Genomic DNA, 15,449 nt, shown 5'->3' with positions numbered 1-15,449 from the left:
GGTGGGGGGATGTGGCCCGCTGTTCATAGACAAAATTTCGAGGGCGATGTCAACGGGATTTTTTGCACTGCGACATTTTGCCGGATTTCCATGTTGGATTTGCCCGTTCTGCGCGAGAGTATCTTGATAGCGACAGTGATTTTTCTGAAAAGGACAGAATCAAGCCTGAAATTGGATCGCGGGGTTTGGATATTTCGGAGGCATTCCTCAGTCTAATGTTCTCGCATATTCAATTTTGGAGACACTAAAAAATGACGAAACTTGCCTATTTTCCGCTACCGACGGACAGGGTCCGCGCTATACAGAACGGCGGGATGGATGCCCATGGGAATGCCCCCGAGAGATTTATTTCGGACGGCTCGGGACTTTCCTGTCGCCATTGCCTGTCACATATCGCGGCGGGTGAGGAATATCTGCTCCTGTCCTATAGACCCTTCCCGGCAGAACAGCCCTTTGCGGAGCAAGGGCCGATTTTTCTCCATGCAAAGGAATGCCCGGCCTTTGATGAAAAGGGCAGCTATCCCGCCATGGTCAAGGAATGGAACGCCGTCCTGCTCCGCGGATACAGCCGCGACGATCGACTTGTCTATGGCACAGGCCAGGCGGTTCCGCCGGACAGGCTCGTAGACACGGCAACAGCCATACTGGCGACGAAAGACGTCGCCTATGTGCATGCCCGTTCGGCGACAAACAACTGTTATCAGTTCCGGATCGAGGCTGCCCGTTGATCCGGCGGCGTCCAATATTGTCCTTGCGACAATAAAGGGCTGGTCAAAGGAGGCGGGGATCACGAAAATACGGCTGGAAACAACTTCCCGAGGCCTAAATCATGATCCCCAGCCAACGCCACCTGTTCGATATTCCAGACGACATCGCCTATTTCAACTGTGCCTATATGGGGCCGCTGACAAAAACAGCGCGGGCCGCCGGCCATGGGGGTATTGACCGTAAATCCCTGCCCTGGACGGTTGCTCCGTCTGATTTCTTCACCGAATCGGAACAGGCACGCAGCTTGTTTGCGACGCTGGTCGGCACGGCGGCGGATAATATCGCGATTATCCCGAGTGCCTCTTACGGCCTAGCCATCGCCGCACGGAACCTCCCCCTCGAGGCAGGCGAGAAGATCCTCCTTATCGAGGACCAGTTCCCGTCGAACGTTTATTGCTGGCAGGAACGAGCGAAAGAATGCGGCGCCGAAATTGTGACGGTTTCCACCCCTGCCGACCGTGACTGGACATCCGCCGTCCTGAACGCCCTTGATGAGAGGGTCGCGATTGCCGCCCTCCCCCACATCCACTGGACAGATGGTGCGCGCCTCGATCTTGAGGCGATTGGCGCAAAACTGCGGTCCAATGGCGGGAAGCTTGTCCTCGATGTGACGCAGTCGCTCGGTGCGTTGCCCCTCGATCTTGAGAAGGTTAGGCCCGATTTCCTAATCGCCGCCGCCTATAAATGGCTGCTCGGTCCCTATAGCGTCGGGTTCCTGTATGTCGCCCCGGCGCATCAGGACGGCGACCCGCTGGAATATAACTGGCTCAACCGCAAGGGTTCGGAGGATTTCGCCGGGCTGGTTGACTATGTGGATGTATATCAGCAGGGCGCGCGCCGCTACGACATGGGGGAGCGGGCGAATTTTGCCCTGATGCCTGTCGCGGTGGCGGCGCTTGAACAGATACTGGACTGGGGTGTCGCCGATATCCAGGAAACGCTGACGCAGAAAACCCGCGACATCGCCGCGAGGTGCGCCGGACTGGGCCTGACTTCCCTGCCCGATGACATGCGCGCCGGGCATTTTCTCGGTCTCCGGCGTGATGGCGGCCTGCCGAAAGACCTGCTCGACCGGCTGCGGAGCGAGAATATTCTGGTCTCGGTCCGGGGGTCGAGCATGCGGATTACCCCTCACCTCTTCAATAATGAGGCGGATAGCGATAGACTGCTCGCGGCGCTGGAAAACATCCTGTAACGGAGAGAAAAATGAACCTCAAGCGACTGGGCAACACCGGCCTAAAAGTAAGCGAGCTTTGCCTCGGCACCATGACCTATGGCGACCCGAAATGGCGGGACTGGGTGCTGCCCGAGGACGAGAGTCGCCCCTTTATCAAGCGCGCGCTCGAGCTTGGCATCAATTTCTTCGATACCGCAGATATGTACTCCGTTGGCGTGTCCGAAGAAATCGTCGGCAGGGCGCTCAAGGACTTCGCAAAGCGCGAGGAGGTCGTCATCGCGACGAAGGTCTTCAATCGTATGGGGAAAAGTCCGCTCACCGGCGGTCTCTCGCGCAAGCATATCATGCATTCCATTGATGATTCCCTGCGACGGCTCGGCACTGATTACGTCGATCTCTACCAGATTCACCGCTGGGATTATGACACTCCTATCGAGGAAACGCTGGACGCCCTCAATGATGTAGTACGCGCCGGCAAGGCCCGTTATATCGGTGCCTCCTCCATGTTCGCCTGGCAATTCATGAAGGCGCTGTCCATATCCGAGAAGAACGGCTGGGCGCGTTTCGTCTCTATGCAGAATGTCTATAACCTCGTCTATCGGGAGGAGGAACGCGAAATGCTCCCCCTCTGCGCGGATCAGGGCATTGGCGTGATCCCCTGGTCACCGCTGGCGCGCGGCTTTCTTGCCGGGAACAAGAAGAAAGGTGCGGAAGGCGACACAACCCGGTCCCGCTCCGATGCGATGATTAATTCCATGCGGATCGGGCAGGATGCCGATTACGATGTCCTCGCCGTTGTACAGGATATTGCCAAGGCACGCGGGGTCACGCCGGCACAGATCGCCCTTGCCTGGGTGCATCACAGCCCGGCTGTCACAGCCCCGATCATCGGGGCCAGCAAGATGTACCAGCTGGAGGAAGCGGTTGCCGCGCTGGATATCTCTCTGGATGTGGAGGAACTCGCGCGGCTGAACGAGGCCTACATTCCCCACGCCGTCGCCGGCCACCGCTGAGGTTGTAATATGACACTGGATATCGACAGGCTCAGGGCAGAGACACCGGGGACCCGGAATCGCATTCATCTAAACAATGCGGGTGCGGCCCTGATGCCAGCCCCAGTTTACGAGGCGGTGAAGGATCATTTCGATCTGGAGCTGGCGATCGGTGGCTATGAGGCACATGCCCGCGCGCGGGCCGCGTTCGAGCGGACCTATGACGCTATTGCCGAGTTGATCAACTGTGACCGCCGCGAAATCGCCCTTGTCGAGAATGCGACCGTGGGCTGGCAGATGGCTTTCCATGGGATGCAATTTGAACCCGGCGACCGCATCCTGACGGCAGAAGCGGAATATGCCGCCAATGTCATCGCCTACCTACAGGTTGCGAAACAGACCGGGGTCAAGATCGACTTCGTGCCGAGCGATGAGAGTGGCCAGATGGATGTGGCGGCGCTGGACAGCATGATCGACGACAGGGTGAAGTTGATCTCCGTCACCCATGTCCCGACGAATGGGGGCCTCATCAATCCGGCTGTGGAAATCGGCAGGATCGCCCGGAAACATGACATTCCCTATTTGCTGGACGCTTGCCAGTCGGTCGGACAAATCCCGGTGGATGTGGCGAAAATCGGCTGCGATATGCTCTCGGTGACGGGACGGAAATACCTGCGCGGGCCCCGCGGGACAGGTTTTCTCTTTGTCCGCAGCGACTTCATGGACAAGCTGGAGCCGCCGTTTCTCGATATGCATGGCGCGGAATGGACGTCGATGGACGGATATGAGATGCGCCCCGACACCCGCCGGTTCGAGAATTGGGAATTCAATGTTTCCGGCGTCATTGGCCTTGGTGTCGCTGTTGATTACCTGCTGGATCTCGGGATTGAGGAAACATCAGCCCGGCTTTGCGAACTAGCCGCAACCGCGCGGGAAAAGCTCGCACAGGTTCCGGGTATTTCTGTTCGGGATATTGGCGCAAGAAAGGGTGGGATCGTCACCTTCGATCACGCCTCAAAAAGCGCGGAAGAGATCAAGGCTCACCTCGCGACACATAATATCAATGTGTCTGTCACCGGCCTATCCAGCACCCGCTTCGATCTTGAGAAACGGGGCATAGAGGCCATGGTAAGAGCCTCTTTTCATTATTATAATACGGAAGAGGAAATCGACCGGCTTATTGAGATGTTGAACGAACTATAGCACGCTCAGACAAACGGTCCCACCGTATGCCCGTGATTGAGCGGGCCGTGACCGGCGCCGAGGCCGGGCGCCTCAAAGATCGCGTTCTCCACGTAGCGAATGGCCCGCGCGACCGCGTCCGGGATGGTTAGTCCCTGCGCAAGGCCAGTCGCGATTGCCGAGGAGAGCGTACAACCTGTACCATGGGTATGGGGGGTATCAATTCGCGGGTGCGAATAGGTATGTATGCCTTCCGCAGTGACAAGAAGGTCGATGATTTCCGCGCCTTCGCTATGCCCGCCCTTCATCAGCACGGCCTTTGGTCCCATATCAAGCAGGAAGCGACCTGCTTTCTCCATATCGGCAAGACTATTGATTTTCATGCCGGTCAGCTGTTCTGCCTCCGGGATATTCGGGGTCAGCACATGTGTATGAGGGGCGATCAATCGAGACTTGATAGCCTCGCTCGCTTCCGCCGCGATCAGGCTAGCGCCGCCTTTGGCAATCATTACCGGATCGAGAACGACCGGCGGCAATCTATCGAGCTGTTCGAACAGCTCGGCAACGGTTTCGATCACTTCCTTGCGATGGAGCATGCCAATCTTGATGGCGTCGGCGCCGATATCTTTAAGAACAACGTCAATTTGCTGCGCGACAAAAGGCGCGGATACTTCCTCGATCGCCTCTACGCCAAGCGTGTTCTGCGCCGTAAGCGCCGTTATCGCGGTGGCGGCATAGCCGCCAAGTGCCGTTACTGTCTTTATGTCCGCCTGAATACCTGCACCACCGCCGGAATCCGACCCGGCGATAATCAATACACGCCCCTGCATAACTACCCCTTAAACTTCTACTCAGCCAACCGAGGCAGTAACCTCGTTGACGATGTTATCGACAATCTCATTCACCAGGCTGTCGTTCGTTCCCTCGCCCATTACGCGGATTAACGGTTCTGTCCCGGATTTCCGGATCAACAGGCGCCCTTCCTTGCCAAGGCGGATTTCGCCGTCCCGGATGGCCTTCTGCACGGCGGAGCCTGCAAGTGGATCCCCTGTCTCAAAACGGACATTCTTGAGGATCTGCGGCCAGGGATCGAAGTTATGGCACACCTCACTGACCGGGCGGCCCCTTTCGACAATCACCGACAGAACCTGCAGCGCGGCGATCAGGCCGTCCCCCGTTGTGCTGTAATCGGACAGGACGATATGGCCGGACTGTTCCCCGCCAACGTTAAAGCCATGCTCACGCATATGCTCCACCACGTAGCGGTCGCCGACATTGGTTCGCGCGAGGGTCAGGCCGTGCCCTTCCAGAAATTTCTCGAGCCCCATGTTCGACATGACCGTCGAGACGATGCCCCCACCGCGCAGTTTCTCGCGGCTCTGCCAGGTCCGGGCAATTAGCGCCATCAACTGATCGCCGTCGATCATGCGGCCTTTCTCATCACAGATCAGCAACCGGTCCGCATCTCCATCGAGGGCAATCCCGAGATCGGCCCCCTCCTCCACAACGCGGGCGCACATGGCGCCTGTCGATGTGGACCCGCAGCCATCGTTGATATTAAACCCGTTCGGCGAGACGCCCATGGAGATGACCTCGGCCTCCAACTCCCAGAGCACTGTCGGCGCCACCTTATAGGCCGCACCATTCGCACAATCGACTACAATTTTCAGCCCTTTCAGGAGCTGATTGCGGGGGAAGCTGCTCTTGGCGAACTCGATATAGCGTCCGCGCGCGTCATCCAGGCGCTGTGCCCGACCGAGCTTGGCCGGATCCGCCAGTACAATATTGCTGTCGTCAATCAGGTCGGCCTCGATGCTTTTTTCCACCTCGTCGGAGAGCTTGTAGCCGTCGGGACCGAAAAGCTTGATGCCATTGTCCTCAAAAGAGTTATGAGAAGCGGAAATCATCACCCCGAGATCGGCCCGGAGCGAGCGGGTCAACATGGCGATGGCCGGTGTCGGCATCGGCCCAACCAGAATGACATCCATCCCGACAGAGGTGAACCCGGCCGTCAATGCGGGCTCGACCATATAGCCAGAAAGGCGCGTATCCTTACCAATCACGACACGATGGCGAAAATCGCCACGCCCGGCAAATTTCTTGCCCGCGGATTTGCCTACTTTCAAGGCGATTTCCGCCGTCATCGGCTCCTTGTTCGCCGTGCCGCGAATACCGTCGGTTCCAAAATATTTCCGTGTCATAGCTCTGTCTCTGCCTAAAAATTTGACAACACCCTAACAGAAAACCCTTAAAACATGTCTAAAAAGAGGCGGCTTCAATTGCCTGCCACATTTCAAGGGCCTGGCGGGTTTCCTTAACGTCATGAACGCGCAGAATCCGGGCGCCAGAGCGGGCCCCGTGAAGCGCCACGGCAACCGATCCCACAACACGTTTCGACGCCTCCGGCTCGTGGGTAACCTGGCCGATAAAGGCTTTCCGGGAGGCGCCGAGCAGAATATCACAGCCAAACGACTGAAACTCCGGAAGGCCCCTGATAAGCGCCAGATTATGCGCCACGGTCTTGCCAAAGCCGATACCCGGATCGACGATAATCCTGTCGCGTGATATCCCCGCCGCCTCACACAGGTCGATCCGCCCGCGCAGGTAAGCCATCACATCGGTGACCACATTTTCATAGACGGGATTTTCCTGCATGACCTTCGGGTCCGCGAGGCTATGCATCAGGCAGACGGGCAGCCCGCTTTCGGCCACGAAGTCGAGACTGGCAGGATCATATTCAAGGGCGCTGACATCATTGATCAGGGTCGCCCCGGCCGCTACCGCCGCCGCCATCACCGCCTTTTTCCGGCTATCAATGGAGATCGTCACGCCAAGATCACGGCAGCCTTCAATCACTGGAACGACGCGCGCGCATTCCTCTTCCACACTGATGGCGTCCGCGCCCGGGCGGGTGCTTTCCCCCCCGATATCGAGGATATCCGCCCCGTCCGCCGCGAGCTGCCGGGCATGAGCAATCGCCGTGTTGGTATTGTCATGTCGCCCGCCGTCAGAAAAACTGTCCGGCGTGACATTCACAATCCCCATTATGCTGGGGCGCACCCAGTTTGACATCCTGCCCCCTGTCATAGAAGAAAGGCCCCGCAATGAAGCGGAGCCCTTGATCGTCTCGCTCATGAAACCGTCCTCAGGAGCCGGGTTGAGGTTCCGGCTCCAGACCCGGTCCACCGGGTTTCTTGTGACCGTCGGCCTCTGGTACGGTAGAACTCGGTCCCTTGTCGACAGGCGCATCAACATCATCCGGACGGTTAATATCACCGCCATCCATCAGAATCTTGATCTCGTCGCCGCTGAGCGTTTCATATTCAAGCAGGCCCTTCGCAATCCGGTGCAATTGATCTACATGCTCGTTTAGGATTTTGCGGGCTGTTGCCTCGCCTTCCTCGACGAAACGGCGCACTTCCTGATCAATTAGCTGCGCGGTCGAATCCGACATGTTTTTCTGCTGTGAAACGGAATGACCAAGGAAGACTTCTTCCTGGTTTGCGCCGTAAAGCAGCGGCCCGAGCTTGTCAGAGAGGCCCCATTCAGTAACCATCTTGCGAGCCATGTCGGTTGCCATCTTGATATCGCCCGACGCACCGGTTGTCACCGCATCATGACCGAAGATCATCTCCTCGGCGACACGGCCACCCATAGCGACGGCAAGATGCGCGAGGCATTGATCACGGCGCAGGGAATAGCTGTCCTTTTCGGGCAGGCGCATGACCATGCCGAGGGCGCGTCCACGCGGAATAATCGTCGCCTTATGCACCGGGTCGGATGCCTTCATATGCATGCCGACAAGCGCATGGCCACCTTCATGATAGGCGGTGAGTTTCTTCTCGTCCTCAGACATCACCATGGACCGGCGCTCGGTCCCCATCATGACCTTGTCTTTCGCTTCCTCAAACTCCTGCTGGGTGACCAACCGGCGAGACTTACGCGCGGCGAGAAGTGCCGCCTCGTTCACAAGGTTGGCAAGGTCCGCGCCGGAGAAACCGGGTGTGCCACGGGCGATGGTGCGGGCGTCTACGTCCTGCGCGAGCGGAACTTTACGCATATGCACCTTCAGGATTTTCTCACGTCCGACGATATCCGGGTTCGGCACCACGACCTGACGGTCGAAACGACCGGGACGCAGAAGTGCCGGATCAAGCACGTCCGGACGGTTGGTGGCCGCCAGCAGGATCACGCCTTCGTTGGTCTCGAAACCATCCATCTCCACGAGCATCTGGTTGAGGGTCTGTTCCCGCTCGTCATTACCGCCGCCAAGTCCGGCGCCGCGATGACGGCCAACCGCATCGATTTCGTCAATGAAGATGATGCAGGGGGCGTTCTTCTTGCCCTGTTCAAACATATCGCGGACACGGCTTGCGCCGACGCCAACGAACATTTCAACGAAATCGGAACCTGAAATGGTGAAGAAAGGAACGTTCGCCTCACCGGCCACGGAGCGGGCCAGCAGCGTCTTACCTGTACCCGGAGGGCCGATCAGCAGAACACCTTTCGGGATCTTGCCCCCCAGACGCTGATATTTCTGCGGGCTTTTGAGGAAGTCAACGACCTCTTCTAGCTCGTCCTTTGCTTCCTCGATTCCGGCAACGTCTTCAAAGGTGACGCGGCCGTGCTTCTCGGTCAGGAGCTTGGCTTTTGACTTGCCGAATCCCATGGCCTTGCCGCCACCGCCTTGCATCTGGCGCATAAAGAAGATCCAGACACCGATCAGAAGCAGCATTGGGAACCAGGAAAGCAGCGTTGCCATCAGCATGCTGCCCTCTTCCTGCGGAGCGGCATTGATGACAACACCATGTTCACTCAGCTTGTTGACCAGCGTGCTGTCTTCGGGCGCATATGTGGTGAAGGCGCGGCCATCATCCGTAACGCCCTTGATATTCGGGCCCTGAATGGTGACATTTTTCACCCGACCGTTTTCAACTTCATCGAGAAATGTCGAATAAGGCATCGACAGTCCGGCATTGCGCGGGGAAGGATCATTGAAAATATTGAAAAGCGCCACAACGAGTAATGCAATAATTACCCAGAGCACTATGTTTTTGCCAAAAAGATTCACGAAATAATTTCCTTCCCATTTCGGACATGCGTCCGATCCGTCCGTCTGAAGATGCAACCGCTACTTTGGATTAGTTCTAGATATAATCTGTTAACATCAAGTTCCAATAGGGCATTTAGTCAATCGCCGATAATTATCACAAATTCGACTCTTTCATCCAGTAAAATGCCCGAAATTCCATAGCAAATCGCCGATTAAGGCTGAAATCCGCAGATTCACCGGTCAATAAAAGGGGGGCCGCGACTATTTTCCCATCAGACCAGATCGCTGGCAGGCAATGGCGAACTTTGGCGGGGAGCGCCGAAATGATCTCGGAATCAGCATATTTCCGCAGCTGCCGTCCCCCTTCCACACCAAGCGCGCCAACGGACAATCCGCCAGGCAAGGTCGTTTCGGGCATTGTATCGATCACAACAAAGCGGTTATCCCAAATCCATTCCCGCTGTACTGGCGCAAGCGCAAGCATCGGAAGACCCGCTCGCCCCGGCTCCCGGCAGAACAACCAGCTTTTCCCGGATTTCTGAATTTGTGCGCCGGAAAGCGTGGCACTTTTCCCCGTCCGCTCCCTGAAAAGCCGCTGAAGAATCTGCTCCAGCGCGGTCATCTTGATCCGTTGTCCGCCACCAGCGCCGCGCAGGGCCGCAGACAGAATACGGAGCGCAAGTTCGTCCGGGCAGTCATCAAGCGCATCTTCACGCATCCTGATAAAACCAAACAGGCTGACCTCGCAAAGCGACTGAATTTTTTGTTGTGCTAGGTCATCAAGACCATTGGACGCGCGCTGCAACCGGGCAAGGGAAAGGGCAATCGCCTCCATGCTGCTTCCGGGCAATTGCTGCATCTCGGTCAGCACCGCGCCTACGCGGGTGCGGGTATAGAGGGGGTTTTCGTTGCTCGGATCGTCTATCCAGACCTGATCCTTCGCCTGAAGATAGTCACGCAATAACTGCCGGCGAACCGAGAGCAGCGGCCGAAGCAACCGAAGTCGCCCCAGATCCCCGACGCCCTGCATGGCGGCAAGGCCGTCCAGTCCGCTTCCCTTCGAAAGTCGCATCAATAATGTTTCAAGCTGATCTTCCAGTTGATGGCCGAGCAATAGGTCCCCGATCCCTGCCTCTTCGCAGGCTTCCTCCATCAGGTGATAGCGGGCATTTCGGGCGGCCTCCTGAATGCCAGTTTTGGGGTGAGGCCCCGCCCAGTCAAGAATGTGCGTCGGCAGGCCTCGCCCCTCGAGCCATTGCTTGACTTGTTTTGCTTCATCGGCGGCCGATGCCCGCAGACCGTGGTTGACTGACAGAGCGGTCAGAGCGATCCCGTTCCGCTCCGCCCAGTCTTTGGTCAGCAGCGCCAGCGCCATGCTGTCCGATCCGCCGGAAACCGCCAATGCCAACCGGCCCGGCGGGCCCTCTGGCAGCAGCGCCTGCATGGTTTCACTAAAATAGTCGGGGAGCCGGGAAACAGTCAGCGGATCAGGCACGGCGGCGCATCATTTGCAGCCGAATTTCTGCTTTTCGCGATCCGCAGTCTGCCGCAATCTGGCAGGTATCTGATTGAACTGCTTGTTCATCTGGGCAAAGGTGGCGCAGGCCTCCTCCTTCTGGTCCATCCGACCAAGGGTCATGGCAAGCTTCAAAAGGTTGTCCGCCGCCTTGGTGCTGTCAGGATAGTTCTGGTAGCCCTCAAAAAAAGCCGAGGCGGCATTTGGGAAATCGCCGCGAACATAGAAGGTTTCGCCCAGCCAGTATTGTGCGTTCCCGGCGAGATCACTGTCCTTGTGAAGCTTGAGAAACTCGGTAAAGGCCGCCTCGGCATCGTCATAGCGATCTTCCCGAATTAGGGAAATGGCATAGTTATACTGATCGGACGCGGAACCCGCTGGCAAACCGCCGCCGGTCGTAGTGGCGGCAACAGCCGTACCCGCTGCGGCCGAAGTCCCGGCCGTGGTGTTGCTGTTTGCCGGGAGCGTCCCAAGAACCTTGCTGCCTTCGGACAGGCTTTCCCCGCCAACGACGACAGGTCCGGTCGCCGTGTTTCCACTCGTTCCCGAGGCAGACGTTCCTGCCCCGGCTAGCGGAGCGGGAGACCCGGTTGCGCCCGAAGTAGCGTTCGCCCCAAGGCCACCGGTCGCGGCACCGGAGCCACCAAGACGGCGTTCAATATCGGTCAGGCGAAAATCGACATCTTTCACCAGCTTATCAAGCCGCGTCGTCATCTGATTGATCTTGAAGCTGGCTTCTTCCTGCGCGCCGGTCAAACGGCGTTGCTCATCTTCAAGGGCGCTGATACGCTGTAACAGGAGTGCAAGCCCGTCCTGGCTGACGCTGCCACCAGTTGTCGCGGGAAGTGTGGAACTGGTTGGGGCGGCAGGCCGGGGCGCCGGGGCGCCGCCGCTGTAGACCGAGCGTTGCATGTCGGTGATATCTTGCTCCAGCCGATTGATCCGATCGACCAGGGCGCGGATCTCGCCGCTGCTCTGGGCCTGCGCCAAAGCCGGTAAAAGGAACGTTGCCATCGCCAAAATCAGGCAGGAAATCAAAATTTTCCCATTTCCAGAAAGCTCTGACTTTCCAGTCCCGGTCTTTGATACAGTCCAAATCATCGCGGCGCGCCCTTTCCTCGATCCGTGGGGTCTTTTCTCATAGAAACCAAACTTGTTCGAAATATTGGCAATTTTATGGTCAATGTCCGACCGCTCCGTATCGGGGCGAACTGCAATATTCAAAAAAAACGCCCGTTCCCGTCACTAAACATGTTAGCACGGCAACGGGCGTCGAAATGTTGGTCGCGATTAATTTACAACCGAAACCGAACGTCTGTTCTGAGCCCAGGCAGCCTCGTTATGGCCGAGAGCAACCGGGCGTTCCTTACCATAGGAAATCGTGGACAGACGGTCAGCCGAAATACCCAGAGTTACCAGGTAATTCTTTACCGCTGTCGCCCGACGTTCGCCGAGGGCAAGGTTGTATTCACGTGTACCGCGTTCGTCGGTGTTGCCTTCGATTACAAGCGTAACCGTTGGGTTCGCCTTCAACCAGGCAGCCTGCCGCTGCAACGTGGCCTGCGCTTCGTTTGACAGGTCGTACTTATCGAACCCGAAGAAGACGCGGTCGCCGACATTAAGAACCAGGTCTTCCTGGCTGCCGGGTTTAACCGTAGTCGTCGTTGTTCCCGAAACAACGGTGGTTGAGGAACCGGAGGTTCCGCTCGTCTGGGTAGTCGCGCCCCCACCTGAGCTGTCACCGGTTTCCGTAGGTGCCGTTTCACAAGCTGCAACCAGCAGCAACGCTGTGAAAATACTTAAGGTTTTAAGGCCTAGATTGAGCCGCATTTACTTAACTCCCATCCTCTGGAAATCTCTGAACTTTGGGTATCTCGCGTCAAGCATGGATACGAAATGTATCTATGAGAAACGTGTAAAGATGGTCCCCCTAAAATTGTAATCTCGCAAACTATAGTGGTTTGATGTCACCTATTCAAGTTATACGGTGGCGACCACGCCGGATCGGACCCGTCACCAGGCGTAATAACCTCCCGTTCGTTATATCCTGTAAGGTCTACTGACCACAAGCGAACTTTATCACCGGTGCCATCATTTTTTCCCGGAATCTGGCGGAAAAACATCAGAACACGTCCGTTAGGCGCCCAAGTAGGCCCTTCATTATGAAAGCCTTCGGTCAAAATCCGTTCCTGCGAGCCATCAGTGCGCATAACGCCGATGGAAAACTGCCCGCCGGTAAGCTTGGTGAAGGCGATCAGGTCGCCGCGCGGAGACCAGACCGGTGTGCCATAATTGCCACTACCGAAGCTGATCCGCTTCACATCTGACCCGTCCGCGCCCATGACATAGATCTGCTGGCGTCCCCCGCGATCCGATTCAAAGGTGATTTTCGTGCCGTCAGGCGAGAAGGACGGCGCGGTATCGATCCCCGGATGATTGGTCAGACGCTTCATTTCGCGGGTCCGCAAATCCATCAAATATATTTCAGAGTTGCCATCCTGTGCCATGCTCATCACCACCTGGTTCCCCGAAGGCGAGAAGCGCGGTGCGAAGGTCATGCCCGGAAACTCTCCGAGAATTTCCTGCTGCCCCGTATCAAGGTTGTAGAGATACACCCGCGGCTTGCTGTTGAAGTAGGACAGATAGGTGAGCACCTGCTGCGTCGGCGAATAACGGGGGGTCAACACCAGCTCGTTCCCGCTGGTCAGGAACTGGTGGTTCTCCCCATCCTGATCCATGATCGCGAGGCGCTTGACCCGCCGGTCTGCCGGACCGCTTTCCGAGACATAAACGACGCGCGTGGAGAAATATCCATCCTCCCCGGTCAGGCGTTTGTAAATTTCATCGGCAATCAGATGCGCCGTCAGACGCCAGTTTGACGGCGGAGTTGTATACTGGATACCCGTCAAATATTGTTCCGCGAAGACATCCCAAAGGCGGAATTGCACATTGATCTGGCCGTCACCAAGAGCCTGAACAAGTCCCGTTGAAAGTGCCTGGGCAGCAATCTTGCGCCAGTTGGCGAAAACCGGAACCGCCTGCAGATCCTTCGGTTGTTGTAGGTAGGCGCGAGGATCAATGGGCGTGAACAGACCGGAGCGTTCGAGGTCGGCGCGAATGACATCGGCCATCTGCTTGCCGATTTTCGCCGTTGCCTCGTTATCAGCATAGAAATCCGTTACTGCAATCGGCATCGGCTCGATATTGCCTTGCGTGATATCAATAACCAGTTCTGCACGAGCAGCGCTCATGACCGACATGACCAGCATCAAGCCCGTCATGAATGCAAAGATTTTCTGTACTCTACCAACCATCATTCTTCCTATCACCTAGAACATGTCCTTCGGGTTGAAGTTCATCGTGACCTCGCGCCAGCGTTCATATTTTGCCACCGGCAGCTTATAGGGCTGACACTGAAGAACAGCGCGCCGCGCACTTTCCGCTGCCGCTCTTTCATAGTCATTCTTGAAACTACCTTCGTTTACAATTTTCGGATAGCCGTTCAATGTCCCGTCCTGATTAAACTGCATCTCAATAGAAACAACCATTTCTTCCGCGTCTACCGCCCCTGTCGGCACGTTCCAGCATTTCTGGACCTGCTGCCTTAGGGCGTCCTCTTCGCTCAGAGTCAGTGGGAGGGAGCTGTCCATTGCCTTGCTTGACGAGTTCGGCACCTTTTCAGCAGAATTGGGCTTTTTTATGTCGGCTGTTTCCTGCGATTTCGCGGCCTGCTCCTTCTTCTTTTTATCAAGCAACGCCTTCATCTGGTTCATGTCAAAGGCCGGCTTTTTGGGCTCGGGCTTTTTCGGCTCGGGCTTGGGTTCCGGTTTTGGTTTGGGCGTGGACTTCGGTTTCGGCAAGACCGGTGGCTTGGGAACCGGCTTCGGCTCTACCTTTGGCTCCGGCTTGGGTTCCGGTTTTGGTTCAGGTTCAGGTTCGGGCTTGGGTTCAGGCTCCGGTTTGGGTTCAGGCGCGGGTTCCGGGTCCGGCTTCTTCACCGGCTCGGGCTCGGGCTCGGGTTCCGGTTTTGGCTCGGGCTTGGGCGCGGGCTCGGGCTTCGGTTCCGGCTTGGGTTCAGGTTCCGGCTTCTCGACTTTTTCCGGCTCCGGTGCGGGTTTCGGCAAATTGGTGATCTCCGCGACATCGACAATTTCCACATTGATGACAACCGGCGGCTCAAACAGCTTCGGGTCCGTGAACAACGGCAAGCCGGTGTACATGATCACGAGGATCAGCAAATGCAGTACGGCCGAAGCTAGGGCAGGCACTCTCATCGGTCGGAGGACCCCTTACTGGTTACTGTCTTTGTTCGCGCCGGTTGTCGCCTTGCCGGGACCGGCGGAGACCATCGCGACACGGTTGAAGCCCGCGTTATGAATTTCCCCCATCACCGAAAGGACGCGCCCATAATTCACATTGGTGTCGCCGCGCACGAAAATACGCTGATCCTGCTTCGCGCCGGTCACAGCGCGGAGCTTGGGTACCAGGTTTTCAAGTTCAATCTCGACATCCTCGAGATAGAGTCGCCCTTCCCCGTCGACGCTGATCACCAGCGGTTCGTCATTGCCCTGTACGGTCGCCGCCTTGCTGTTGGGCAGTTCCAGCGGCACGCCAACGGTCAGCAATGGTGCGGTCACCATGAAGACGATTAGCAGCACCAGCATAACGTCGACGAACGGTGTGACGTTAATCTCCGACATCTGGGTATGGCGGCGGCGTCTGCCTTTGCCGGTAAAGGCTTTATAATGGTTGGCGTCCATG

At 57.1% G+C, this 15,449-nt stretch carries 14 protein-coding genes; 4 read left to right on the top strand and 10 right to left on the bottom strand.

Translation table 11 applies throughout. The features are described from left to right. The first annotated feature begins 251 nt into the window (after positions 1 to 251). From J0X12_RS07415 to J0X12_RS07400, 4 genes are all read left to right on the top strand, one after another. Positions 252 to 728, top strand: coding sequence for a DUF1203 domain-containing protein (locus J0X12_RS07415; protein WP_207043757.1), 477 nt, complete (start codon positions 252 to 254; stop codon positions 726 to 728). A 101-nt stretch (positions 729 to 829) separates the two neighbouring features. Continuing rightward, complete coding sequence (locus J0X12_RS07410; RefSeq protein ID WP_207043755.1) at positions 830 to 1,963, top strand: aminotransferase class V-fold PLP-dependent enzyme; 1,134 nt, start codon at positions 830 to 832, stop codon at positions 1,961 to 1,963. An 11-nt stretch (positions 1,964 to 1,974) separates the two neighbouring features. Next, entirely contained in the window at positions 1,975 to 2,958 is a 984-nt protein-coding gene (locus J0X12_RS07405; RefSeq protein ID WP_207043752.1) for an aldo/keto reductase, read from the top strand. Between the two features lie 9 nt (positions 2,959 to 2,967). Further along, positions 2,968 to 4,140 (top strand): aminotransferase class V-fold PLP-dependent enzyme, encoded by a 1,173-nt coding sequence (locus J0X12_RS07400; RefSeq protein ID WP_207043750.1) that lies wholly within the window; start codon positions 2,968 to 2,970, stop codon positions 4,138 to 4,140. A 5-nt stretch (positions 4,141 to 4,145) separates the two neighbouring features. Here J0X12_RS07400 and thiD read toward each other — a convergent pair whose 3' ends face one another. The 10 genes from thiD to tolR form a co-directional block, all read right to left on the bottom strand. Then, the gene (gene thiD / locus J0X12_RS07395; RefSeq protein WP_207043747.1) at positions 4,146 to 4,949 is read right to left on the bottom strand and encodes a bifunctional hydroxymethylpyrimidine kinase/phosphomethylpyrimidine kinase; all 804 of its coding nucleotides are present in this window, start codon (positions 4,947 to 4,949) and stop codon (positions 4,146 to 4,148) included. A 21-nt stretch (positions 4,950 to 4,970) separates the two neighbouring features. Continuing rightward, a complete protein-coding gene (glmM, locus tag J0X12_RS07390) occupies positions 4,971 to 6,320 on the bottom strand; it encodes a phosphoglucosamine mutase (RefSeq protein ID WP_207043745.1) in 1,350 nt (449 codons plus the stop codon). Positions 6,321 to 6,378: 58 nt separating this feature from the next. Further along, positions 6,379 to 7,254 carry a dihydropteroate synthase gene (folP, locus tag J0X12_RS07385; RefSeq protein ID WP_207043743.1) on the bottom strand — a complete coding sequence of 292 codons (876 nt, stop codon included), beginning with the start codon at positions 7,252 to 7,254 and terminating at the stop codon, positions 6,379 to 6,381. Between the two features lie 10 nt (positions 7,255 to 7,264). Continuing rightward, positions 7,265 to 9,190: an ATP-dependent zinc metalloprotease FtsH gene (gene ftsH, locus J0X12_RS07380; RefSeq protein WP_207043741.1), complete on the bottom strand. Its 1,926-nt coding sequence runs from the start codon at positions 9,188 to 9,190 to the stop codon at positions 7,265 to 7,267. 136 nt (positions 9,191 to 9,326) lie between these two features. Continuing rightward, positions 9,327 to 10,667: a tRNA lysidine(34) synthetase TilS gene (gene tilS, locus J0X12_RS07375; protein ID WP_207043739.1), complete on the bottom strand. Its 1,341-nt coding sequence runs from the start codon at positions 10,665 to 10,667 to the stop codon at positions 9,327 to 9,329. A gap of 9 nt (positions 10,668 to 10,676) precedes the next feature. Beyond that, the gene (gene ybgF, locus J0X12_RS07370) at positions 10,677 to 11,789 is read right to left on the bottom strand and encodes a tol-pal system protein YbgF (protein ID WP_207043731.1); all 1,113 of its coding nucleotides are present in this window, start codon (positions 11,787 to 11,789) and stop codon (positions 10,677 to 10,679) included. 189 nt (positions 11,790 to 11,978) lie between these two features. Next, the gene (gene pal / locus J0X12_RS07365) at positions 11,979 to 12,518 is read right to left on the bottom strand and encodes a peptidoglycan-associated lipoprotein Pal (RefSeq protein ID WP_207043729.1); all 540 of its coding nucleotides are present in this window, start codon (positions 12,516 to 12,518) and stop codon (positions 11,979 to 11,981) included. A gap of 137 nt (positions 12,519 to 12,655) precedes the next feature. Then, a complete protein-coding gene (tolB, locus tag J0X12_RS07360; RefSeq protein ID WP_207043727.1) occupies positions 12,656 to 14,005 on the bottom strand; it encodes a Tol-Pal system beta propeller repeat protein TolB in 1,350 nt (449 codons plus the stop codon). Between the two features lie 12 nt (positions 14,006 to 14,017). After that, the gene (locus J0X12_RS07355; protein WP_207043725.1) at positions 14,018 to 14,962 is read right to left on the bottom strand and encodes a hypothetical protein; all 945 of its coding nucleotides are present in this window, start codon (positions 14,960 to 14,962) and stop codon (positions 14,018 to 14,020) included. 15 nt (positions 14,963 to 14,977) lie between these two features. Next, on the bottom strand, positions 14,978 to 15,448 hold the full coding sequence (gene tolR, locus J0X12_RS07350; protein ID WP_207043723.1) for a protein TolR: 471 nt from the start codon (positions 15,446 to 15,448) through the stop codon (positions 14,978 to 14,980). Between the last annotated feature and the right edge of the window lies 1 nt (position 15,449).

Source organism: Sneathiella sedimenti, assembly GCF_017313765.1.
Taxonomy (GTDB): Bacteria; Pseudomonadota; Alphaproteobacteria; order Sneathiellales; family Sneathiellaceae; genus Sneathiella; species Sneathiella sedimenti.
Note: the sequence above shows the minus strand (reverse complement) of the source record. Positions and strands in the feature narration are given on the sequence as shown.